The sequence below is a fragment of the Pacificibacter marinus genome, from assembly GCF_900109555.1.
In the GTDB taxonomy this organism is placed as follows: Bacteria; Pseudomonadota; Alphaproteobacteria; order Rhodobacterales; family Rhodobacteraceae; genus Celeribacter; species Celeribacter marinus_C.
The window spans coordinates 123381-146791 of record NZ_FNZV01000005.1 but is presented as its reverse complement, the minus strand read 5'-3'; the positions used below and the strand labels follow the sequence as shown (position 1 = coordinate 146791).

The 23411-nt window shown below is 54.0% G+C and carries 20 protein-coding genes; 10 read left to right on the top strand and 10 right to left on the bottom strand.

Annotated features, from left to right (window positions below):
* Positions 1-48 precede the first annotated feature (48 nt).
* The 5 genes from BM025_RS08405 (at position 49) to BM025_RS08385 (ending at position 6231) form a co-directional block, all read left to right on the top strand.
* Positions 49-3288, top strand: a complete 3240-nt coding sequence (locus tag BM025_RS08405; protein ID WP_170842160.1) for an autotransporter domain-containing protein — start codon at positions 49-51, stop codon at positions 3286-3288.
* A 116-nt stretch (positions 3289-3404) separates the two neighbouring features.
* The gene (locus BM025_RS08400; protein ID WP_085849317.1) at positions 3405-3959 is read left to right on the top strand and encodes an invasion associated locus B family protein; all 555 of its coding nucleotides are present in this window, start codon (positions 3405-3407) and stop codon (positions 3957-3959) included.
* Positions 3959-4957, top strand: coding sequence for a GlcNAc-transferase family protein (locus BM025_RS08395; RefSeq protein WP_085849318.1), 999 nt, complete (start codon positions 3959-3961; stop codon positions 4955-4957). Before BM025_RS08400 ends, BM025_RS08395 begins: the two co-directional genes overlap by 1 nt.
* Before the next feature lie 48 nt (positions 4958-5005).
* Positions 5006-5653 (top strand): biliverdin-producing heme oxygenase, encoded by a 648-nt coding sequence (locus BM025_RS08390; RefSeq protein WP_085849319.1) that lies wholly within the window; start codon positions 5006-5008, stop codon positions 5651-5653.
* Positions 5654-5766: 113 nt separating this feature from the next.
* Positions 5767-6231 (top strand): GNAT family N-acetyltransferase, encoded by a 465-nt coding sequence (locus tag BM025_RS08385; RefSeq protein WP_170842159.1) that lies wholly within the window; start codon positions 5767-5769, stop codon positions 6229-6231.
* On the opposite strand, the gene BM025_RS08380 is transcribed toward BM025_RS08385, so the two are convergent.
* From BM025_RS08380 to BM025_RS08370, 3 genes are all read right to left on the bottom strand, one after another.
* Entirely contained in the window at positions 6228-6998 is a 771-nt protein-coding gene (locus BM025_RS08380) for a gamma-glutamyl-gamma-aminobutyrate hydrolase family protein (protein WP_085849321.1), read from the bottom strand. The two genes, BM025_RS08385 and BM025_RS08380, sit on opposite strands and share 4 nt — an antisense overlap.
* 185 nt (positions 6999-7183) lie before the next feature.
* Positions 7184-7612: a GlcG/HbpS family heme-binding protein gene (locus tag BM025_RS08375; protein WP_085849322.1), complete on the bottom strand. Its 429-nt coding sequence runs from the start codon at positions 7610-7612 to the stop codon at positions 7184-7186.
* 3 nt (positions 7613-7615) lie between these two features.
* On the bottom strand, positions 7616-9760 hold the full coding sequence (locus tag BM025_RS08370) for a malate synthase G (protein ID WP_085849451.1): 2145 nt from the start codon (positions 9758-9760) through the stop codon (positions 7616-7618).
* Positions 9761-10008: 248 nt separating this feature from the next.
* Here BM025_RS08370 and pepN point away from each other — a divergent pair, with 248 nt between their 5' ends.
* A complete protein-coding gene (pepN, locus tag BM025_RS08365; protein WP_085849323.1) occupies positions 10009-12564 on the top strand; it encodes an aminopeptidase N in 2556 nt (851 codons plus the stop codon).
* 182 nt (positions 12565-12746) lie between these two features.
* Here the strand turns inward: pepN and BM025_RS08360 are convergent, their stop codons facing one another.
* Both BM025_RS08360 and BM025_RS08355 read right to left on the bottom strand, forming a co-directional pair.
* Positions 12747-13205, bottom strand: coding sequence for an Lrp/AsnC family transcriptional regulator (locus BM025_RS08360; protein ID WP_085849324.1), 459 nt, complete (start codon positions 13203-13205; stop codon positions 12747-12749).
* Positions 13202-13660 (bottom strand): Lrp/AsnC family transcriptional regulator, encoded by a 459-nt coding sequence (locus BM025_RS08355; RefSeq protein ID WP_085849325.1) that lies wholly within the window; start codon positions 13658-13660, stop codon positions 13202-13204. Before BM025_RS08355 ends, BM025_RS08360 begins: the two co-directional genes overlap by 4 nt.
* 140 nt (positions 13661-13800) lie before the next feature.
* Here BM025_RS08355 and ilvC point away from each other — a divergent pair, with 140 nt between their 5' ends.
* The 4 genes from ilvC to BM025_RS08335 all read left to right on the top strand — a co-directional run bounded on the left by ilvC (position 13801) and on the right by BM025_RS08335 (position 16366).
* Complete coding sequence (gene ilvC / locus BM025_RS08350; protein ID WP_085849326.1) at positions 13801-14823, top strand: ketol-acid reductoisomerase; 1023 nt, start codon at positions 13801-13803, stop codon at positions 14821-14823.
* A gap of 75 nt (positions 14824-14898) precedes the next feature.
* Positions 14899-15327 (top strand): hypothetical protein, encoded by a 429-nt coding sequence (locus BM025_RS08345; RefSeq protein WP_085849327.1) that lies wholly within the window; start codon positions 14899-14901, stop codon positions 15325-15327.
* 96 nt (positions 15328-15423) lie between these two features.
* Positions 15424-15897 (top strand): tRNA (cytidine(34)-2'-O)-methyltransferase, encoded by a 474-nt coding sequence (locus tag BM025_RS08340; protein WP_085849328.1) that lies wholly within the window; start codon positions 15424-15426, stop codon positions 15895-15897.
* 97 nt (positions 15898-15994) lie between these two features.
* Positions 15995-16366: a hypothetical protein gene (locus BM025_RS08335; RefSeq protein WP_085849329.1), complete on the top strand. Its 372-nt coding sequence runs from the start codon at positions 15995-15997 to the stop codon at positions 16364-16366.
* 67 nt (positions 16367-16433) lie between these two features.
* Here the strand turns inward: BM025_RS08335 and glmM are convergent, their stop codons facing one another.
* The 5 genes from glmM to BM025_RS08310 all read right to left on the bottom strand — a co-directional run bounded on the left by glmM (position 16434) and on the right by BM025_RS08310 (position 23331).
* The gene (gene glmM, locus BM025_RS08330) at positions 16434-17780 is read right to left on the bottom strand and encodes a phosphoglucosamine mutase (RefSeq protein ID WP_085849330.1); all 1347 of its coding nucleotides are present in this window, start codon (positions 17778-17780) and stop codon (positions 16434-16436) included.
* Positions 17770-18801, bottom strand: a complete 1032-nt coding sequence (folP, locus tag BM025_RS08325) for a dihydropteroate synthase (RefSeq protein WP_085849331.1) — start codon at positions 18799-18801, stop codon at positions 17770-17772. The genes glmM and folP overlap by 11 nt, the downstream gene beginning before the upstream one ends.
* An 18-nt stretch (positions 18802-18819) precedes the next feature.
* Positions 18820-19740, bottom strand: coding sequence for a dihydroneopterin aldolase (locus tag BM025_RS08320; RefSeq protein WP_085849332.1), 921 nt, complete (start codon positions 19738-19740; stop codon positions 18820-18822).
* 146 nt (positions 19741-19886) lie between these two features.
* Entirely contained in the window at positions 19887-20588 is a 702-nt protein-coding gene (locus BM025_RS08315) for a cell wall hydrolase (RefSeq protein ID WP_085849333.1), read from the bottom strand.
* Positions 20589-20766: 178 nt separating this feature from the next.
* Complete coding sequence (locus BM025_RS08310; RefSeq protein WP_085849334.1) at positions 20767-23331, bottom strand: putative PEP-binding protein; 2565 nt, start codon at positions 23329-23331, stop codon at positions 20767-20769.
* Positions 23332-23411 lie beyond the last annotated feature (80 nt).

Below are 23411 nucleotides of genomic sequence, written 5' to 3'. Positions count from 1 at the left end.
TGCGTCCAGCGACCGGATCTTTTGCATAGATATTTAAAGGACGAAACGATGAACACCATCTCAAATGCGCATGGGGCCACACCCCGCGCAAATCTCCACACGCCCTGCCGCCCCAAAAATACAGTCAAGCGCCGCTTGCTGACGGAAGTCTTCAGTGCGCCACGATGTGGTCTTGAAATTCCTGTGGCTTTGGCGCTGTTCATGGCCGTCGTATCTGGCGCACCTGTTGCTGCCGACACATGGACAGGGGCGGCGAGCACATCTGACTGGTTCACAGGGGAAAACTGGGCCACCGGCACAGTGCAAACCGTGACATCGGCGGATGCTGCGACCATCGACACTGGCGAAACCGTGGTGATTGACGGGCGCAATGCAACATCAGGCTGGCTGGAACTGGGCGTGGACGCCCCTGACGCAGGCCTGACCATCACCAATGGCGGCAATCTAGAACTCTATGCCGATTCCTATATCGGGAAAAACGCAGGCTCCAGCGGCACACTGACCGTCAGTGGCGCAGGGTCAAAATACAGGGGCACAGGATACGGCACCACATTTTTGGGGTATGAAGGCGACGGAACATTGATCGTTACGGACGGGGGCAACGTCGACGCCCCTGTCGCAGTTGCGAGACAAGCAGGCTCAACTGGAACGGTCGTCGTCTCAGGCGCGGGGTCTTACCTGAAAACCATTAGCTCTTTGGGGCTCGGCGGGACTGCCACGTTGACCGTCACCGACGGCGGTGTTGTGGGCAGCATCACCGACATTGGCACTGCCGATATCACCATTTCAGGGGCTGGTTCCTCTGTCGGCGGTAAGGTCGGGATACAAGGAGGAACGCTGCTGGTGTCTGACGGCGGCACCGCAGGTGGATCCGACCACAATATCGTGCTTAGTGGCACAGCCAATTCGGACGGCACAGCAACAATCACCGGCGCAGGCAGTTCGCTAAGTGCAAACGTGCTGTCTGTCGCCACCTCCCAAAACGCCACTTTACTTGTGTCAGATGGGGCGTCTGTGACCACCAAAAATGGTCTCACCATTAGCGCTAGCGCGGGCACCCAAGACATGATTATCAGCCCTCCATTTAGCGCATTCATTGTTGCATATGTAAGTGCCGTGTATCCCGACGTCGTCATCCCCGATGATGGTTCACCGATTATAATACCAGGAACGTCAGGGTCAGAAGGCAGCGTGACAGTTACGGGTCAAGGTACAACCATGACGGTTGGCGACGGGATGCGTTTGGCACAAGCTGGCACAGGCACACTCACCGTGTCAGATGGCGCTGTTTTCACATCAGGCGGCATTTCAAGGATCGCCACAAATGAAAACGCAATCGCGACAATAAACCTAGGCGCTGCAGCCGGTGAAGATGCCGCGGCAGCAGGATCAATCGATTTAGGTTCTGATGTGCGCCTGCACACTGGCACAACGAATATCGTTTTCAATCACACCAGCGACGATGCCACTTTTAACGCGGCTATGACGACCAACACCGGCAGTGCAACGATCAGCCAGATATCAGGCGATACCACGATCTCAGGCGACAGTTCTGGGTTCTTTGGCGACACTACAATCACAGGCGGCACGCTATATGTCACCGATGCGCTGGGGGGCACCTTCCAAGTGGACGGTGGCACATTGGGCGGCACGGGCACCGTTGGCACCGCTGCGACCGACACAAATTCCGCCATGGGCGTCACGGTTGCTGATGGCGCAACACTTGCGCCAGGCCTTGCAGATGCGGTTGGCACGCTGACTGTCGCAGGTGATTTGGTGTTTGAAAGCGGTTCAACCTATACGGTGAATATCAAAGGCAACCGCACAGTGGATCTAACTTTGGTGGGCGGCGATGTGACCATCAATGACGGCGCTTTGTTGCAAGTCTCTTCGCTTGGCACCCAAGCAAATTACGGTATCAGCTATGCAGGGGACGGGTATGTTTATACCGTTTTGACCGCACAAGGCGCGCTCGCAGGTGAATTCGCTTTGAGCCAAGAAGAAACCGCATTTTTGCGGTATTCGACCTCAACCGATGCACAAAACGCTTATGTGACTGTCGCACTTTTGGGTGAAGTCCCCGACGAAGAACCGACAGAGGAGCCCACAGAAGAACCAACCGAGGCCCCCACAGAAGCGCCAACCGAAGCCCCCACTGAAGAGCCAACCGAAGCCCCCGAAGAGGGTGTGTTTACCCCTGCGGCAAACACAGAAAACCAACGCGCAACAGCTCAAGCTTTGGAATCTCTCGACGAAAGTCATCCGCTTTGGTGGGCGGTGGCCAACGCATCTGATTACGACGAAGCGCGTCTTGCGTTTGACCAACTGTCAGGCGCATTGCACGCGTCAACCAAAGGGGCGTTGGTCAATGCCAGCCACCTCACCCGCTCGCTGACCAATGATCGGCTGCGCTTTATTTTGGACAGCTCAGTACCGACAACTGTGTCCAGCAAAGGGTCTGGCGATTTGTCAGCGCGCCCTTCGAATGTCTGGACGCAAGCATATGGCAGCTGGGGCACGGTGTCAGCAAACACGAACGCCGAGCAACTTGAAACATCAACCAGCGGGCTTGTGATCGGTGCCGACACGCAACTCGATACATGGCGTTTAGGCGTCATGGGTGGGATTGGGAAATCCAACTTCGACACAGCACTCACCAACGCTGAAACAGACAGCTACACCTTTGGTCTGTATGCGGGGACACAAATCGGGGCCCTGACGCTGCGCTCTGGCGCAAGTTACAGCGCCTCAAGTGTCTCTACCTCACGCTACACGAGCTATCTCGATGAAACGTTGAGCGCGGATTATGACGCGCAAACACTGCAAGCGTTTGGTGAGTTGGGATATCAAATCGATGCAGGGACTGCAGCCGTCGAACCCTATGCCAATGTGGCCCATGTTCAATTGAAATCCGATGGCTTCACGGAAAGCGGCGGCGCTGCGGCGTTGGATGTTGGCAGCGAAACGTTGAATACCACCTTTGCCACACTTGGTGTGCGGTTGGCTTCCACGTTTAATTTGGGCGGGATGAATGCCACGGCGCGGGCTGATATCGGCGGGCGTCACAGTTTTGGCGATGTTGATCTACAATCAACGCAAAGCTTTGTCACAGGCGGCGACGCGTTCACCGTGTCCGGCGCACCTATGTCGCAAAACACCGCCATGATCGAAGCAGGCATTGATTTCAGCCTGTCTCCGACTGCGACCTTTGGGCTGACATATGTGGGCCAGCACAGTGCAACCACGCGCGAAGGCGGCATCAAGGCACATTTCAATCTAAGGTTCTAAGCCCTCAAAGACCTTTTGCGGTGTAAAACCATGCGCCGCAAAAGACATCACCTTAGCCTCGCCGCACATGGCGCACAGCCCCCGCCGTCGGCCCAATTTCTTTAGGATTTGACCCCATGAAAGCGTCCTTTTTTAAAACTTTAGCGACCACGGTTTTGTTCGTGACTCAGATCGGGATTCCTATGGCACATGCACAAACCTCAACCATGCAAGCGCTGCCAAACGGTACGTCCTCATTGAATGAAATCTATCAAGATTGGACCGTAAACTGTGCCTCGGATCAAAACGGTCTGCACTGTGCCCTGTCCCAACAGCAACGCAAACAAGATACAAACCAGTTGGTTTTGGCCATAGAATTTGGTGATATTTCAGCGCAAAACATCACTGGAACGCTGGTGCTGCCCTTTGGTTTAAAGCTGGCTGACGGCGTCAGAATTCAGGTCGATGATGGCCCCGCTTGGGATGTTTTGCCCTTTGCAACCTGCTTGCCTGTGGGGTGCACTGTGTCGCTTGCCTTTGATCACGACAAAATCACAGCCCTGCGAAACGGAGCAATTTTGAACATGACGGCCAAGGCGTTTGAAACCCAAAAGCCCGTTTTATTCACCATTTCCCTGAAAGGCTTTTCCGCAGCCCAAGACCGCGTAACACAGGTGCGCGGGGCGCAGTAATGGTCAGTATTCCCCATGCAAATCCCCAAAACAAGCGGCCTAGGATATTCATCAGCATCGCCAGTTTTTGCGATCCCTTACTGATATTCACCGTGCGCAATGCTGTCAAAATGGCGCAGCATCCTGAGCGGCTTTGCTTTGGGATTGTTGATCAAAGCCAAACATCAAGCGAGGCTGATTTGCCCGCTGGTCCATGGCGGATTGCCAGTTTGCATGTGCCCCCACACCAATCACGCGGGGCGTGTTGGGCGCGCTCTTTGGCGATGACGTTTTATGCGGGGGAAGAGTATTTTTTTCAAATCGACTCACACAGTTGCTTTGATCAAGGCTGGGATGTCACGCTTATTGACGCTTTGGAAACCATCGCGCAGCGCAATCAAAACCCGAAAGTGATCTTGTCCACACGGCCTTTTGCATTTGAAATCGATGAAACCCAAACCATCAAAACCACGCGGTTTACCGACTGTACGCTGAAGCTTGTGCCCAAAAAGTCAGAACTTCACCTATCTGATCCAGTGCTGTCTTTTGCCTGCTACAACAGCAAACAGATGAACGATTTGCAGGGGTTTCAAATCTCTGCGGCCAATGTGTTCACACGTGGCAGCTTTGTCGAAGAAGTGCCCTATGATCCGTTTTTCTATTTTCACGGCGAAGAGCAAAACATCTCGATCCGCGCAATCACAAGCGGTTGGGATATCTGGCACCCCAACGCCGTGCCGCTCTATCACCTGTATAAAAAGCGCAGCACTGGCGAAGCGCCTTTGCACTGGGACCCGCAATTTGAGGCCCAACGAAATGAAAAATGGACCGAGTTGCGCAGCCGTGCGCGTACGAGGCTGTCTCAGTTGATTTCGGGCCGATTGAACGGCGTCTATGGTCTTGGGTCCGTGCGCACGATGCAAGATTATTTGCAGCTGTCTGGCCTGACCTTGATCCCAAACACGCCCGCGACCAACCACACGCCAGCCATTCAAGCCGTCCCAGTTCGGCCAAGCTGAAACTCGCGGCCACAAACAGACACAACACCACAAATTGCAGGACACACAATGACACTCGAAACCAGCCAAAGCCAAGAGACCCATATGCACCCTTTGTTGCCCCTATCCGATCGTTTGCGCGCAGACACACGCACAACTCACGAAGGTGTCGATCAAGCCATAATGGCAGGTGACCCCTTTAAAAACATTGAAAAATATGGCCTTTATCTGCAAATTCAGTATGGCCTGCACCGCGATGTCGAGCCTTTGTACACATCTAGCGCGCTCATCGGCGCGCAAGGGGATTTTCCTGTGATCAAGGATCGCGGTCGATTGGACGCTGTCATCCAAGATGCCGCTGATTTGGGGGTAACGCTGTCGCGCTATGCCACGCCCCCTTTGAGCGAAAACATTGATTTAGCGCAGGCGCTTGGATGGCTTTATGTTGTTGAGGGCTCAAACCTTGGCGCTGCATTTTTACTTAAATACGCGAAACAAATAGGTCTATCGGAAACCCATGGTGCACGCCATCTTGCAGAACCACCAGAGGGGCGCGCCCCCTATTGGCGTACTTTCAAAGACGCGCTGAACGGTGTCACACTTGGTGCAGACGACGACGCCCGCGCCTGTGAAGCCGCCCGCACCGCCTTTAACCGAGTGCGCGCACTCGTGCGTTGTCATTTCGACGAAGCATCACAGGGCGAACGGGGTGCCTGAGCCCATTCACTTGGTGGTGATTTGATCATACGGCCAGAATGATCAAATCACCTCAGCTTGTAGAGGAGCATATATCTACATGTCTTTTTCGCAATTTCATGTACATTGCCCCTATGAGACTCAACCCCCTCACCCACCGCGATGCGGATGCTTGCTACGACGTGTTTTACCGCGCCGTACACGGTGGCACGCAGGCGTTCTATGCGACAGAGCAACAAGAGGCATGGGCCCCAAAACGCGCCAAAGCGCCGGACGATTGGGCCGATAAGCTGACACAAGGCATCGCCATAAGTGCGCGCAGGTGGGGCAAGATTGTTGGCTTTATGACCATGGGACACGACGGCCACATAGATTTCGCCTATGTCTTGCCAAATGAGATGGGCAAAGGCACGGCCTTGAAACTCTACACCCACTGCGAAACTGAAGCCCGCAAACTGGGGTTAGAGGTCATCGACACTCAAGCCTCACATCTGGCCAAACGATTTTTCGAAAAACACGGATGGCATGTCACAGCGCGGCAAATGGTGATCCGCAATGGGGTCGGGATCGAAAACTTTCGGATGGAAAAAAGTCTTTAAGCGTCGGCTTTTGCCCGCTTTGACCTTGCATAGGCCCGCGCGGCATCGCCAAAGGCCCCGAACAAAGCCCGCGACACAGGGTCGATCCCCGCTTGCCATTCTGGATGCCATTGCACCGACAATGTGAACCCTTTCGCGTCTTTGACATAGATCGCCTCAGGCGTGCCATCGGGGGCGTATCCGTCAATAACAATGCGCGGTCCCGCGGCTTTGATGCCTTGACCATGCAACGTGTTGGTTCTCACTGTGGCGGCCCCCAACACTTTGTGAAACACACCACCTTGGGTCACAGTAACATCGTGGCGCAGCTCAAATTTTTCTTGCAACGTACCATCGGGCGGCATGCGGTGATTGTCGCGCCCCGGTAAGTCGCGGATCTCAGGATGCAGCGTGCTGCCCATTGCGACAGCGACCTCTTGAAAGCCACGACACACGCCGAAAAACGGCAGGCCCAGATCAACGCAAGCGCGCACCAAAGGCAGGGTTATCTCGTCACGGCAGCGGTCAAATGCGCCATGCGCTTTGGTCTCGTCCTCGCCGTATTCAGACGGGTGCACATTAGGTCGCCCCCCTGTAAGCAAAAAACCATCAAATGTATTCAACAGCTCTTGGACACTTAGAACTCTAGGATCAGCGGGCACCAACAGCGGCACACAGCCTGCCACATTCGACACGGCCTCGACATTCATCTTGCCCGTGGTGAACACAGGGTAATCCACATTCAACATATCGCTGTTGCCGATAATACCTACGATGGGGCGTGTCATGGGGCGGTCCTTATTCAAACGATACGCTCAACATAGACGCGCAGATATGAATGAAAAGACAGATCACCGCGCAAGTGATGCAGCACAGATGCACAATACATCAAGCGCGTTGATTTCGCTTATAATTTAGGCGCCGCTTTTTGGGGCGACGCCTAAATCAATCAACACTAAAAGCCAAACATGGCTTAAATCTCAGGCGTGAACCCTGCTGCGATCACGCCAGCCTGCCCCGCATCCGCGTCATTTTCCGACGTGTCGCCCGTGACACCCATTGCGCCAATCACTTTTCCATCTGCCCCTTTGACCAAAACACCACCCTGAACAGGCACAACCGTGCCGCCCAGCGCGGTATTGAGTGCCGTTATAAATTCGGGGCGCTCTTTGGCCATGGTGTTTAAGGTTGTCCCTGACATGCCCATCATCACAGCCCCGTAAGCTTTGCCATGGGCAATCGCATACCGCGCTGGCGAGGTGTCATTGGCCCGCGCAAAAGCAATCGGGTGTCCGCCTGCATCCAGCACAATCACCGACAAAGGTTTCAAGCCATGCTCAACCCCGTAGGCTGTTGTGGCTGCGATCATTTGTGTGGCGGCTTCGAGAGTAATAGTGGTCATAACTTATCCTTGGGCTTTCAATTGTAGGCGGCGTGCGTGCAACACAGGCTCAGTGTAGCCAGAGGGCTGAACGCGGCCTTTGAATACCAAATCACAGGCGGCTAGGAACGCGATCCCATCAAATGACGGGGCCATAGGGGTGTAGAGCGCATCGCCCGCATTCTGGCGATCTACGACAGCGGCCATTTTTTGCATCGCTGCCATGACTTGATCTTCACTGACGACACCGTGGTGCAACCAGTTGGCCAAGGCTTGTGATGAAATCCGGCACGTTGCGCGGTCTTCCATCAAGCCCACATCATGAATGTCTGGCACTTTGGAACAGCCAACGCCCTGATCAACCCAGCGCACCACATAGCCCAAGATACCTTGGGCGTTGTTTTCAATCTCAGACGCGATATCAGCGTCCGACCAATTGACACCAGCGGCCACAGGAATGGTGATCAAATCCTCCAAAGACCCGCGTGCGCCGCCTGCTTTGATCTGATCTTGAATGCCCAGCACATCGACCTTGTGGTAATGTGTGGCGTGTAATGTTGCGGCAGTTGGCGATGGCACCCAAGCACAGGTCGCACCCGCTTTGGGGTGTCCGATTTTGGCCACAAGCATATCTGCCATCAAATCCGGCATGGCCCACATGCCTTTGCCGATCTGCGCTTTGCCTTTCAGCCCACACGCCAATCCGATATCGACGTTGCGATCTTCATAGGATGCAATCCAAGCGGCGTTTTTCATCTCGCCTTTGCGCACCATGGGGCCCGCTTCCATCGAGGTGTGAATTTCATCCCCTGTGCGATCCAAGAACCCTGTGTTGATGAAAGCCACGCGCGATTTGGCCGCGCGAATACATTCTTTCAAGTTCACAGATGTGCGGCGCTCTTCGTCCATGATGCCCAGTTTCACGGTGTTTTGTGGCAGCCCCAGAATGCTTTCCACTTTTGTGAAAATCTCATCAGCAAAGGCGACTTCTTCTGGCCCGTGCATTTTAGGTTTCACCACATAGACAGAGCCAGCAACCGAATTGCGTGTGCCGCCCGTTTTGTTCAGATCATGCATCGCGATCAAGGTGGTGATCAACGCATCCATCAAGCCCTCGCCCACTTCACGGCCTTCACTATCCAACACAGCGGGGTTCGTCATCAAATGGCCCACGTTGCGGATCAACATCAAAGCGCGCGCTTTAACAGACAGATCCGCCCCATCTGGCGCGGTAAAGCTGTCGTCCGCATTTAAAGCGCGGGTAAAAGTCTTGCCGCCCTTGACCACTTCTTCGGTCAAATCGCCCTTCATCAAGCCCAACCAGTTGCGGTAAGCGCCTATTTTTTCCTCAGCATCCACAGCGGCGACGGAATCTTCGCAGTCCATGATCGCAGACATAGCGCTTTCCAAACGAATGTCTGAAATGCCCGCCGCGTCTTGCCCCCCCACAGGGGTGCTTGGGTCGATCACGATATCGATCAACAACCCATTGGCGCGTAACAAAACATGGCCGTCTTTCGATCCAGCCAATTGTGCTGGGTTGGACAAGCCTGTTTGCCCCATCTTGCCATCGACGATCATCATACCGTCTGTGACAGCCAATGATGTGACATCAGCCCATGATCCGCCAGCAAGTGGCGCGACCTCATCCAAATGCGCCTTGGCCCATGCAATCACTCGTGCGCCGCGGCTGGCGTCATAGCCTTTGCCTGTCGCGACATCGCCCAGCGCATCGGTGCCGTAGAGCGCGTCATACAAAGACCCCCAGCGCGCATTGGCGGCATTCAACGCATATCGCGCATTGGTGATCGGCACCACAAGCTGCGGACCTGGCAGATGTGCGATCTCAGGGTCAATGCCCGTTGTGTCGATTTCGAAATCCGCCCCCTCGGGCACGATGTAATTGATTTCGCGCAAAAATGCCTCGTATTCCGCAGGGTCGTGGGCTTGGCCTTTGCGGGCAACGTGCCACGCATCGATCTGCGCTTGGATGCTCTCACGCTTTTCCAACAACGCACGGTTTTTCGGACCAAATTCGTTGACGATATCCGCAAACCCAGACCACACAGTTTGTGCAGAAACATTAAGGCCGCTCAAAGCCTCGTCTTCGATGAAGCGGACCAGATCAGTCGCGATGTTTAGGTCTGAAATTTGAGTACGTGCGGTCACGGAATCATCCTCTCGTGTTTGGGCTAACTTTAAAATGGACCGTAGGCAGGAAATGTGGAAACGGCAAGGCTGGTCATATTTTTTTACCAAAACAACCTTAGCCTCAGATAACAGGCCAAAACGATCAACAGATACGCGGTCATGGCGCACACTATCATACGCCCATCACACCTCTCATCCACTTGCAGCCCCGCGACCCGCGCACTAACGTCGGCGCAAATCACACGTTTCATAGTGAAAGTAGACTTATGACCGCCCATGCGCCTCAGACCATTTTCCTCAAAGACTACGCCGAACCCCACCACTGGGTTGAAACCGCGCACCTCACATTCAAACTGTCCCCGCGCGCCACACTGGTCGTGTCAAAGATTGCGTTCAAACCAAACGCCAATAACCTAGGTGATTTGATTTTAAACGGCGAACAACTGCGTCTTGTGTCGGTACAGATCAATGGCGCTGACGTGCCCTATGAAACCACAGACACACACCTGACCATCAAACAATCCGATCTACCGCAAGAGCCGTTTACATTTGAGGCCACGGTCGAAATTTCCCCCGAAACCAACACCGCGCTTGAAGGTCTTTATATGTCCTCTGGCATGTATTGCACTCAATGCGAAGCCGAAGGATTTCGCAAGATCACCTATTACCCCGACCGCCCAGATGTGATGGGCGTGTTCACGGTACGCGTTGAATCCGATCTGCCTGTGATGTTGTCGAACGGCAATCCGCAGGCCTCTGGTGATGGCTGGGCGGAATGGCATGACCCATGGCCGAAACCCGCATATCTGTTTGCTTTGGTTGCGGGCGATCTGATTGCGCATTCCGATCATTTCACCACGATTGAGGGCAACCACGTTGATCTGAACATCTATGTGCGCAAAGGCGACGAAGACAAATGCGCCTTTGGCATGGGCGCCTTGATCGATTCAATGATCTGGGATGAACGCGTCTACGGGCGTGCCTATGATTTGGACATATTCAATATTGTCGCCGTGGATGATTTCAATATGGGCGCAATGGAAAACAAAGGGCTAAACATCTTTAACAGCTCATGTGTGCTTGCCTCGCCCGAAACTTCGACAGATGCCACATTCGAGCGCGTCGAAGGCATCATCGCCCATGAGTATTTCCACAACTGGACAGGCAACCGCATCACGTGTCGCGACTGGTTTCAGCTGTGCCTGAAAGAAGGACTCACAGTTTACCGCGATCAAATGTTCTCAGGTGATATGCGCAGCCATGCCGTGAAGCGGATCGAAGAAGTTCTGCAATTGCGCGCCCGCCAGTTCCGCGAAGACAACGGACCTTTGGCGCATAACGTGCGGCCCGAAAGCTTTGTCGAAATCAACAATTTTTACACCGCGACGGTCTATGAAAAAGGCGCTGAAATCATCGGTATGCTGCGCCGCTTGATTGGGGATGAAGCATACTACAAAGGATGCAACCTCTACTTTGATCGCCACGATGGGCAAGCCGTTACGATTGAAGAATGGATCAAAGCCTTTGAAGACGTCACAGGGCGAGATCTTACACATTTCAAGCAATGGTATTCCCAAGCGGGCACCCCGCGCCTGTCTGTGACCGAGGATTGGGCCGACACCACATTGACGCTGACCTTTACCCAAACCACCCCTGCAACGCCGGGGCAAGATGTGAAAAAACCACAAGTTTTGCCCATCATGGTCGGTCTTATCGCACCAAATGGCGATGAAGTGGTGCCGAGCACCGTTTTAGAAATGACTGAAACGACACAGAGCTTTACCTTTGAGGATCTCACAGAGCGTCCTATTGCCTCAATCCTACGTGATTTTTCTGCGCCGGTGATTTTGCAACGCGAGATGACGGCCAAAACCCGTGCGTTTTTACTGGCCCACGACACTGACCCGTTCAACACATGGGAAATGGGGCGGATGCTGGCGAAAGACACTCTAGTGGCAATGATTATCGATGGCACGCCCCCTGCGCGGGACTATCTGGACGCCCTCAAATCGATGCTAAGCGATGACAGCAAAGACCCCGCGTTTCGTGCGCTGTGTCTGGCTTTGCCATCACAAGATGACATCGCGCAAACGCTGACAGATGCGGGCGTGACACCTGATCCCATGGCGATCTACGAGCAACGCGAAGAGTTGCGCCACACTTTGGCGACCGAGTTCAAAGATATTCTACCCGGTCTTTATGCAGCCAATGACGCAGGCGCTTTTAAGCCCGACGCCCAAGGCTCAGGCAAACGATCTTTGCGCATGTCCGTTTTGGCGCTTTTGACGCTCAATGATGGCGGCAAAGCGGCGCAAACCTTGTTTGAAACTTCGGACAACATGACGGAGCAAGCGGGCGCATTGACCGCACTTTTGTCGGCAGGGACAGGCCAAGAAGAACTGGCAAGTTTCTATGCGCAGTGGTTCCACGACCGCCTTGTGATGGACAAATGGTTCATGATGCAAGTGGCCTCTGCCGCGCCGCTTGACGCTGCGCGCATTGCCAGCATGTTGACCGAACACGCCGATTTCGACATGAAAAACCCGAACAGGTTCCGTGCGGTGTTTGGTGCCTTGCATGGCAATCATGGCGGTTTTCACGCCCCTGATGGCGCAGCCTATAAACTGCTGGCAGATTGGCTGATCAAACTTGATCCGCTCAATCCACAAACCACAGCGCGGATGTGCGGCGCCTTTGAAACATGGAAACGCTACGACGCGGACCGCCAAGGCATGATCAAAGATCAACTGAACCGTATTCTTGCGACACCGAACCTGAGCGGTGACACAACAGAAATGGTGACGCGCATTTTGGGCGCATAACATCTATTCAAAGTTCACCAAAAAAGAGGCCCGTCCAAAGCGGGCCTTTTTCTATGGTATCACATGCAAGACCTAATCCCGTTCCAGAGGCGCACCAGCCGCAGATCGCTCTGCGGTAAAATCAACAGGGATGCTCTGTGCGCCGTGGTATTTCGCTTTCCGTCGCGAGGTTTTGTTTCTTTCTATATAGGGCCAATACAGCGCTCCTCTGATAGTAAAACATTGGCCTCGATATTCCCCACGCCGGGCAACGTCATGATCCGTCGACGCAACACACGTTCAAAGTCGGGCAAATCCTGCGCCACGACACGCAAACGATAGTCATAAACGCCCAACACGTGTTGCACGGTTTGCACTTCGGGAATGGCGGAAACTGCCCGCTCAAAGTCTTCCAATGACACACGGCCTTTGGTGGCCAATTTGATGCCTAAGAACACGGTGACGCCGACCCCAAGTTGTTCCAAATTCAAATCCACTCGACGCGGCCCAAACACACCCGCCTCACGCAAGCGTTTGATCCGCCGCCATGTTGCAGGTTGGCTAAGCCCAAAATCACGGCCCAATGCCCCTGCCGATTGGGTCGCATCAACGCATAAAGCCCGCATCAATGCGCGGTCGATGTCATCCAGTTCAATCGTCACAATGGCACCTCTTGGCGTTCTTTGATGGAGGCAACATGCATCAAGGCTTCGATGTCGGAAATATGCGGCAGGGTTAGAATATGTTGCCGATAAATCCGTTGATAATCGGCCATATCGCGCGCGATCATCAAAAGGCGTACATCAACTTGGCCAAGGAATGTGCCGATTGAAATCACCTCGGGCACACCACGTGCGGCAGCGATAAATTCATCAAAAGCGCGAGGTTCGGTTTTATCCAAGGTAAAGCGCAAAGACACTTCGACCGTATAACCAAGCGCGGGCCAATTGATTTCATCGCGAATGGCGCGGATCACGCCAGTCTCACGCATTTTATCAACGCGGCGCGCAAACGTGGGGCCAGTCACGCCCGCGCGTGCGGCCAAAATGGTGACCGCTTCTTCTGGGTCCGCTTGCAGTTGGCGCAGAATCCTGCGGTCCGTATCGTCTATTGGCATGATTTATTCACATATCAATTATATCAAGAATTAATTTATCACAATTACCTCAATATAGTCAAATTTTGAACTCGCTCTTTGGGGATTTGTCACTATTATCCCCGCCAGACGATACATTACTCACATAAGGAGCGCCCACCATGCGCGTTTATTACGATCGCGATTGCGATGTAAATCTCATCAAAGAAGCAAAAGTTGCTATCCTCGGCTACGGTTCACAAGGTCACGCACACGCGTTGAACTTGCGCGACTCTGGCGCGAAAAACGTTGTGGTTGCTCTGCGCGAAGGCTCTTCTTCTGCAAAGAAATGTGAAGCTGAAGGCCTGACTGTTATGGGCATCGCTGAAGCAGCGGCTTGGTGTGATGTGATCATGTTCACAATGCCCGACGAACTTCAGGCTGATACATACAAAAAATACGTGCACGACAACATCAAACCAGGTGCAGCTATCGCGTTTGCACACGGCTTGAACGTTCACTTCGGCTTGATCGAGCCTAAAGAAGGCATCGACGTGATCATGATGGCGCCAAAAGGCCCAGGTCACACAGTGCGCGGCGAATACCAAAAAGGCGGCGGCGTTCCATGTCTTGTTGCTGTTGACACAGACGCGACTGGCAAAGCTTTGGAAATCGGCCTGTCTTACTGTTCCGCTATCGGCGGCGGTCGTTCCGGCATCATCGAGACAAACTTCCGCGAAGAGTGTGAAACTGACCTGTTCGGTGAGCAAGCTGTTCTGTGTGGCGGTGTTGTTGACCTCATCCGTTGTGGTTTCGAGACACTTGTCGAAGCTGGCTACGCACCTGAGATGGCATACTTTGAGTGTCTGCACGAAGTGAAACTTATCGTAGACCTGATCTACGAAGGTGGCATCGCGAACATGGATTACTCCATCTCTAACACAGCTGAGTACGGCCAGTACGTCACTGGCCCGCGCATCATTCCATATGACCGCACAAAAGCTGAAATGAAACGCGTTCTTGAAGACATCCAATCCGGTAAATTCGTACGTGACTTCATGCTCGAAAACGCTGTTGGCCAGCCAACTTTGAAAGCATCCCGTCGTGCAAACGACGAGCACCTGCTCGAAGAAACCGGCGCGAAACTCCGTGGCATGATGCCTTGGATTTCAGCAGGCAAAATGGTCGACAAAGAGCGCAACTAAGCTTTTTTCACCATTGTAAAATTAAAGCAGGGTCAGCGGTGTTGGCCCTGTTTTTTTTCGTGAAAGACGTCACCCATGAGTATCCTCCCCAAAAAGACAGTGATCATAGCCGTGCTCGCCAATGTGTTTATTTTGTTTTGGGCCTACATGTTCGGCACCAGTCTTTACGCAGGACAATGCTACAAAGATGGTGTTACGCCGGAGAAACGCCTTGAAATTTGCACTCGCTCACTTTCTCTGAATGGCGTTTTCCTGACAGACTGGCAGCAAGCCTCAAACAGCTTTGCGCAGGCCGTCGCACTTGCTGATTTGGGGGAAGCCAGCAGATCCGTCACAATGTTTTCCGCGTCGTGGGATCAAGCCAAACCGTTTTTGCGTGGAAAAGATCAAAAGGAAAAGGTGCAGCATTTTCTACGCGACATGACATACCGACTTACGCTCACGCCAGCTGCAAAATCAGCTTTATCTACCGTGCTTAAAAGCTGCACCACTCCTTCTGGTTAAAAAAAAGCCTGCGTTGTGTAAGCCCCCTATTTCAGGCTAACAGGGTGCCAGCAACGGGCCACTCCCGCGCCCACCCCCTTCAGAAAGCCAGTCCCCATGTCTGATCCGCAAATGAAAGTGGTCATTGTGACCCCTGAAATCCCTTACAACACTGGCGCTATCGGGCGGACTTGTGTGGCTTTGGGGTTGGAGCTGATTTTGATCAAGCCTTTGGGGTTTTCACTGGATGAAAAAGCTGTGCGGCGCTCTGGCACGACCTATTGGCAGCATGTGCAATTGACTGAGTATGACGACTGGAAAAGCTTTCTGGACGACCGCAAACCAGCCCGTGAGGCCCTGCATTTCTTTGAAGAACACGGCGCGAAAAGCTTTTATGAACCTGATTATCAAGAAGACGCCTATTTGATATTCGGGTGTGAATCCAAAGGCTTGCCTGACGAAATATTGAACGGCATGCAAGATCGTACATTCAACCTACCTATGCGCAACCCTGTGGTGCGTTCGCTCAATTTGGCAAACACCGCCACCGCCGTAATTTACCAAGCGATGCGCACGCAGTTGGGTGGCTAAACCACGGCCCCTGCCCCGCGACAACGCGTGCAGTGATCCGCCTTGCCTCTCAGGTGCCGACCTGTGCAAACTGCGATCAGATGCAAAGGAAAACCCGATGACCAATCCAAGCCAAAGCGAATTAGACCAGATCAACGCAGACCGTGCCCGCATGTTCACGCGCGCATTTTGGAAAAGTCTTTTGCAAGGACGCGAAGGCTTGGGCGATACGTTTTGGGCCGGCAACTATTTGGCAGGACTTCTGTTTTTGCCCATCGTTATCGTGTTGTTGTTTGTGCCTGCGCTTTATGGGGGGATCGCGCCTGCTTTTGTGATGTTTGGTCTGTATCTTATGGCTGTCGCGCGCGCAGTATGGCTGGCCAAGCCCAAGGGCAACAGTGGTATGGAGCTAAAAGTCACTGCGGTGGTTTGGACCTTGCTGAATGCACTTTGTGTCATGGCCGTGTCGCCCTTTTCAGCTGGGCAATAAACCGAGCCAAACCAGTGCCCAAAAAGGCTCTTAGCGCCAAACCAAGAGCCTTTGGTGATTATAAACGTTAGCGCGTAGCGCGCTCCACAGCGGCCACGACACTGTCGACAGCAGCGTTCAATGTGGCTTCAGACAGGCTTTCTGCCATCACGCGGATCAACGGCTCTGTGCCCGATTTACGGATCAACAAACGCCCATTGCCGCTAAGTTTTGTTTCCGCATCCGCAATCGCGCGTTTCACAGCATCGTTTTCAAGCGGCGTTTGCCCTGTGGCGTAGCGCACGTTTTTCAACAACTGTGGTACGGTCTCAAATGTCTTAGATAACTCAGACGCTTTTTTGCCGGTCTCGATCATCGCAGCCAAGAATTGCAGCCCCGCCAAAAGACCATCGCCAGTGGTGGCATAATCGGTCATCACGATGTGGCCAGATTGCTCGCCGCCAAGGTTAAACCCACCACTGCGCATACGTTCCACCACATAGCGGTCGCCAACAGATGTGCGTTCCAAACGCAGGCCCTCGGATTCCAAATAACGCTCAAGACCAAGATTGGACATCACAGTTGCGACCAAAGCGCCACCTGTCAAAAGTCCTTTGACTGCCATGCGTTTGGCCATCAATGCCATCAGCTGATCCCCATCGGCGACTTGCCCGTTCTCGTCCAAAACCATGACTCGGTCTGCATCACCATCAAGACAAATTCCCACATCAGCGCCATACGCGATCACAGCATTGGCAGCGATTTGTGGTGATGTGGATCCGCAGTTGTCATTGATGTTGTGACCATCAGGCGTTGTGCCGACTGAAATCACTTCGGCCCCCAATTCCCACAACACTTCGGGGGCGGTTTTGTAAGCCGCACCATTGGCGCAATCGATCACAACCTTAAGCCCCGCCAAAGTCATGCCGCGTGGCAGTGTGCTTTTAATCCGTTCATTATAGCGAAAACGCGCGTCATCAATGCGCTTGGCGCGGCCAATATTACGCGCTTGTGCAGGCTCTACCCCAGTCATCAAAAGATGTTCGATTTCCGCCTCGGCCTCGTCGGATAATTTAAAGCCATCGGGGCCGAAAAATTTGATCCCGTTGTCTTCGGCTGGATTGTGAGAGGCGGAAATCATCACGCCCACATCTGCACGCATAGATGTCGTCATCATCCCTACAGCGGGCGTTGGCACGGGGCCCAGCAAAAACACATTCATGCCCGTAGACGTGAACCCTGCGGTCATCGCAGTCTCGAACATATAGCCAGACAAACGCGTGTCTTTGCCGATGATCACACGATGTGCACCAGTGCCATCACGGCGAAAATACCGCCCCGCAGCCGCGCCCAGTTTCAGCGCCATTTCAGCTGTCATAGGGTTTGAATTGGCACGACCGCGCACGCCATCGGTGCCAAAAAATTTACGGGACATGGTGATATTCTCCACTGCTCATCGCCTGCCAAAGAGCAAGCGCTTGTTTTGTTTGTTTTATGTCATGAACACGTATGATTTGCACGCCCTGCGCGGCACCGGCCAAAGCGACAGCGATAGACCCACCAAGACGCTGCAACGCATCGGGTTCGTGGGCAATTGTGCCGATAAATCGTTTGCGTGACGCACCCAGCAAGATTGGGCATCCAAGCGCGTGAAACAGCGACAAGCGGTTCATGATTTCAAGATTGTGTTGCACAGTTTTGCCAAACCCGATCCCCGGATCAATCACGATCTGGTCCCGCGCAATGCCCGCCAATTCTGCGGCCTGAATACGCGCTTCAAGGAAATCATAGACGTCCAAAAGCACATCCGCGTAAACCGGATTGTTCTGCATAACCTCAGGGTCGCCTTGGGCGTGCATCAGACACACAGGAGCCTTTGCCGTGGCTGTTATTTTGGCAAGATCAGGATCATGGGTAAAGGCGTAGACATCGTTAACAAGCGTTGCACCCGCATTCAAAGCGGCCTGTGCCACCTGTGACTTGCGCGTGTCAATCGAGATTGGCACAGCACTGGCACCGCGAATGGCGGCAATCACGGGGGCCGTGCGTTTGATCTCTTGATCTGGCGTCACATAAGCCGCACCAGGGCGCGTGCTTTCGCCGCCGATATCCAAAATATCAGCGCCATCGGCCACCATAGTAAGCGCATGTTCGATCGCGATTTCGGACTGCTCAAAACGCCCACCATCGGAAAAGCTATCAGGGGTTACATTCAAAATCCCCATCACATTGACCCGCGTCATATCAAGCCCAGCCACAATGGCCCGCGCAAAGGTCAGGCGGTGCAAAATATCATGCGCCAAAGTATCAGCGGGCACGATTTGCGGCGCATGACCTCGTCTCAGGGTTTCGACATGGGTGAACCACAAAGCTCCTCCGGCCACAGAATGCGCGCCGTGCGGGCGCACCAGTCCTTGTTGAACCATAGGTCGATGATAGAGTTTCACGTCAGGCATAGTCGTCCCTTTTGCAGCTCAAATGAGGGCAATAGGGCCATTGGCGTCAAGGGCGTGCATGTCAATGTTACAGTCTTGCGGCAAGTCTTCGCCCATCACCAACAGCTGCTCGGCGCTCAATTGTGCTGCCAACCATGCGGCCATATCCACCGCAGTGCCTTTGGGGCCATCCACCGCATCGAGCACCATTTTAGACGGTGCCCAGACTGACAGTTGATCATGCTTCATCGCCCAGTCCAGTTCTGTACGCGAAGCGCGCACAACACAGCGCGCATCACGCCCAGCCAAGGTCCAAGCGTTTTGTTCGACCGCCAGCAAATCAATACGGCGTTGCGTGAGCTTTGTGTTCGCTTTCGGCCATGCGCCTTCAGGCAAACCTACAGCCAAAATCACAGGGCGCGGATCGTCAACCAAAGCGTCAATCCACTGCGTTAGGCGCGGCGATGCCAATGCCTTGGCCCCCAAATATACGACCAACGGATGCGGCAGCGGGGCCTCCATTTGTGTCGCGCCCCCTTCCGCTTGACCATCGGTACGCACAATTTCGACACCCAAAGCGCCGGGGCCGCGATCCAGTTTTTCGACCCGCACAAACACGCGAAAGGCACGTGGCTCGGTCAAAATACGGGAGGCGATCCGTTCGGCCAAGGTTTCCAACAGGTTCAAACGCTCTGCCGCAAGTTCGATCTGAATGGCTTCGGTCAAACTGTCATAAGACAATATGCGATCCACATCGTCATCAATCGGCCCTGCCACAGGCGTGAGTTCCACAACGATGTTAAAGCCAACCCGTTGCAGCACACCGCGCTCGGCCTGAAATGCGCCAATTTCGACCTCGACCACATGGTCGCGCAAAGAAATGCGGTCCAGCGAACTGTCGCTTTGTGTCGCTGCCGCGCGAGCTTCGGGATGGTCAAACGCAAGGTGGATATCAGACATCGGGGTGCTCTGCTTTTGGCGCACGGGCCTGTGCGATTTACAGCGCCTAGCTAACGGGTTTACGGCGCGGCTCCAACCCATTTATCCACAAAAAACAAAACCCCGCCGAAATGGCAGGGTTTGAAACGCTCTGATCTTGTAACAAATTAAGCGCGCGGCATTCTATAAAAGTAGTGAACTCCGATAGAGGCTGTGCGTGGAAAAGCACGGGCCCAACGTGGATTGACAGCTTTGGTGTGATAATGTGTGGCACCTTCGGTCAAACGTCGCGGTGCACCATCCATCATCAATCGCGCAATTTTTCCAAGCCGACGCCAAGCCGCTTTTTCCGTGATAACTTCTGCGCGGCCATCACATGTATAGGTAAATTGGCAGCGAAACTTTTTACCTGTGCCTTGCGTGACAACAGCACACACAGAATTCGGGAATTTCGGGGAGGACACGCGATTAAGAATAACCTCAGCCACGGCAAACTGCCCCTTCACGCTTTCACCACGCGCCTCAAAATACAGAGCTTGGGTCAAACATTCCCAGTTTTCGCCACCGCTTGCAGCTGACACGTCAGCCAGAAAATCGCGCGTGTAATCGACTTTCACAGGCGGCTGCGGTTTGGGGACAGGTTTAAAGCTGGCCAACATCTGCGCCACGGTGTCAGTTTCAAGCGCCCGCAAAGACTCGCGCTCGTGCGTCAACAATTCAGTCACTTGTGCGCCCAGAACGAAATTAGGATCGTTAGACGTGCTCAATGTAACATCAGCCTGCGCCACCAGCGGCACACTAAAAGCCCCCAAAAAGGCGCCAACTGCGGCAGTTTTCACTGTCGTTTTGATTGCGGTTTTCAACGTCATGCGATCTCTCAACTTCGCTCAATATCTGAGCTTTATTTGGTATTTCGGTCGCTGACATAGGCTAAATAAGAACAAAGGTCCACCCAAGGGGCTTTTTCTAGGCGGAAACCCGAAACTTCGGCACGGATCACCCCCGCTAAAATGCCCTCAAACGTCACATAACTTACATAAAAGACAGTCACTTACGGTGGGGATGCGCTGACTTTTGCTCAGCGGCCACCAATTGGGCAGCAGCCAAGCGCGCCACAGGGACTCGAAAGGGCGAACAAGACACATAATCGAATCCCGCCGCCCGACAAAAGGCGATAGATTCGGGGTTGCCGCCATGTTCACCACACACCGACAGGGTAATATTGGGCGAAGCCTGCCGCCCGCGCGCGGCCCCAATGGTCAAAAGTTCCCCAACACCATCGACATCGAGCGAATGAAACGGGTCTTCGGGAAAAACGCCTTGTTTGACATAAGCGTTCATAAACCGCCCCGCGTCATCGCGTGACAGCCCATAGGCCATCTGCGTCAAATCGTTGGTCCCGAATGACAAGAACGCCGCATGTTGGGCAATTTCATGCGCCCGCAAAGCCGCCCGAGGCGTTTCAACCATCACGCCAAGACTATAAGTGAAATCAGCCCCTTTTTCATTGCGCACAGCCGCAGCCACGCCATCAATCTGGGTTTTCACCAACTCCACCTCACGCATGGCAGACACCAAAGGGATCATCACCTCAGGCACCACAGGTTCACCTATTTTCGACGCTTCTATAGCGGCCTCAAAAATAGCACGCGCCTGCATTTCGTAGATTTCAGGGAACGTGATCCCAAGTCGCACACCACGCATCCCAAGCATCGGGTTGAATTCAGACAGCCATTCAATGCGCCGCGTCACGTCAGACAGCGGCAAATCCAACGCTTCTGCCAGTTCTTTGGCCCCTGCGCGGTCTGAGGGCAAAAATTCATGTAGCGGTGGATCAAGCAAGCGAATGCACACAGGTTGGCCCTGCATAATTTGGAAAAGCTCAATAAAATCTGATCTTTGCATTGGCAAAAGCCGCGATATGGCTTCTTGACGATCTTCATGTGTTGCCGCGAAAATCATCTCGCGCATCACAGTCAAACGGTCGCCTTCAAAGAACATATGCTCTGTGCGGCATAGACCGATGCCTTGGGCCTTAAAATCACGCGCCATGGCCGCATCTGCCGGCGTATCCGCATTGGCCCGCACGCCGATATCGCGAATGGCGTCGGCCCATTCCATCAACTGCAAATACCAATAATCTTTGGACGGCGGCAACATTTTGGTCTCGCCCATCAAAGCCTCGCCAGCCGACCCATCCAGCGTGATCATATCGCCTTCGTTCAACACGCGCCCATCTGCACCGGTGATTGTTTTCTTGCGCGAATTGATAGTCATAGACGCCCCGACCACACAAGGCACGCCCATGCCACGCGCGATCACAGCAGCGTGCGACACCGCGCCGCCGCGTTCCGTGAGCACCCCAACAGACGAATGCATCCCGCGAATGTCTTCTGGCGCAGTTTCACGCCGCACCAAAATACAGGCTTCGCCACGCGCCTCCGACGCTTGCGCTGCCGCGGACGAAAACACCAATCGCCCCACTGCCCCGCCGGGACTGGCAGCGATGCCTTTGGCAAACACCGACCGTGCCGCCGTCGGATCAATCTGTGGGTGCAACAATTCAGTCAGCGACCGTGGCGGAATACGCAACAACGCATCTGATTTTGGAATGATGCCGTCTTCGGCCAATTGCACCGCTGTGCGCAGCGACGCACGTGTCGAACGCGGCACCCGCACAGCATCCAAAATTGCCAGCTTGCCGTTTTCGATGGTGAACTCGACCTGCATTTCTTCGCGCAGCTTGGTGCGACACAGCTGAGACACCGTGGTCAATTGTTCAAACAACGCAGGACAATCGGTTTCAAGCGACGGGCCACGCGTGTCTTTGGTCAAATACATCGTATCATTGTGCGCATTCAACGCGTCGCGTCCCTGCGCTTGACGTTTATAGCGGCCACGGATCATCGGTGCGCCAGTGTCTTCGTCAATCAATTGGATCACACCAGCGCCGCTTTCACCGGGTCCGACCCCCAGTGCCATAGCTTGCACGATCAACCCAAGACCTGCATCTGCAGGCGCGCCTTTGGCTTGGCGCAAAAGCCGTGCTGTTGTGCCGCTCCACGCGCGCGCCATTGAACGCAAAACCTTGGTCAATTGGGTATGGATATCTTGTGGAAAAGGTTCGTCTGTCTCGTCTTCATAGGCCTCAAGCGCGCGCGTCAACGCCTGCGAGGTTGGCATAGACGTGTCATTTTCGAACTCTTCTGGGTCCAATCGCTCGATATGAATGGCAAAAGCTTGCACAAATCGAAAGTACAGCGCATCGGCGGCCTCGGCCCCATGCGTTTCGGTCAACTCGGCGTGGCGTTGATCATTCATCCCGATATTGAGCATCGCCCCCGGCCCGCCCCAATCGGGGTCCTCAGAAGACGGACGCACAGACAAAAGCGGCGCATCACCAAAACTGTGCAACAGCTCTTTGATATTGACCGATAGCCCATCGGCCAATTGGCGGACCGATTCAAACGATAGGGCGATGGTCACGGGCACAGGCAAATCTAGGCGGATGAGGCGTTGCAAACATTTCGCGCGTCCACCATGCGTGGTCACCGCAATGGGGGCCACGCGGCGAATGCGGGTGTATTCAAGACTGTCATGTTTTTGCTGCACTGCGGCGCTCCCTTTGAGTGGAAAGATTAAGCGCCATGCACGGCGGGGCGCAATGAAAACATGCCCCGCCGTCCTGTTTT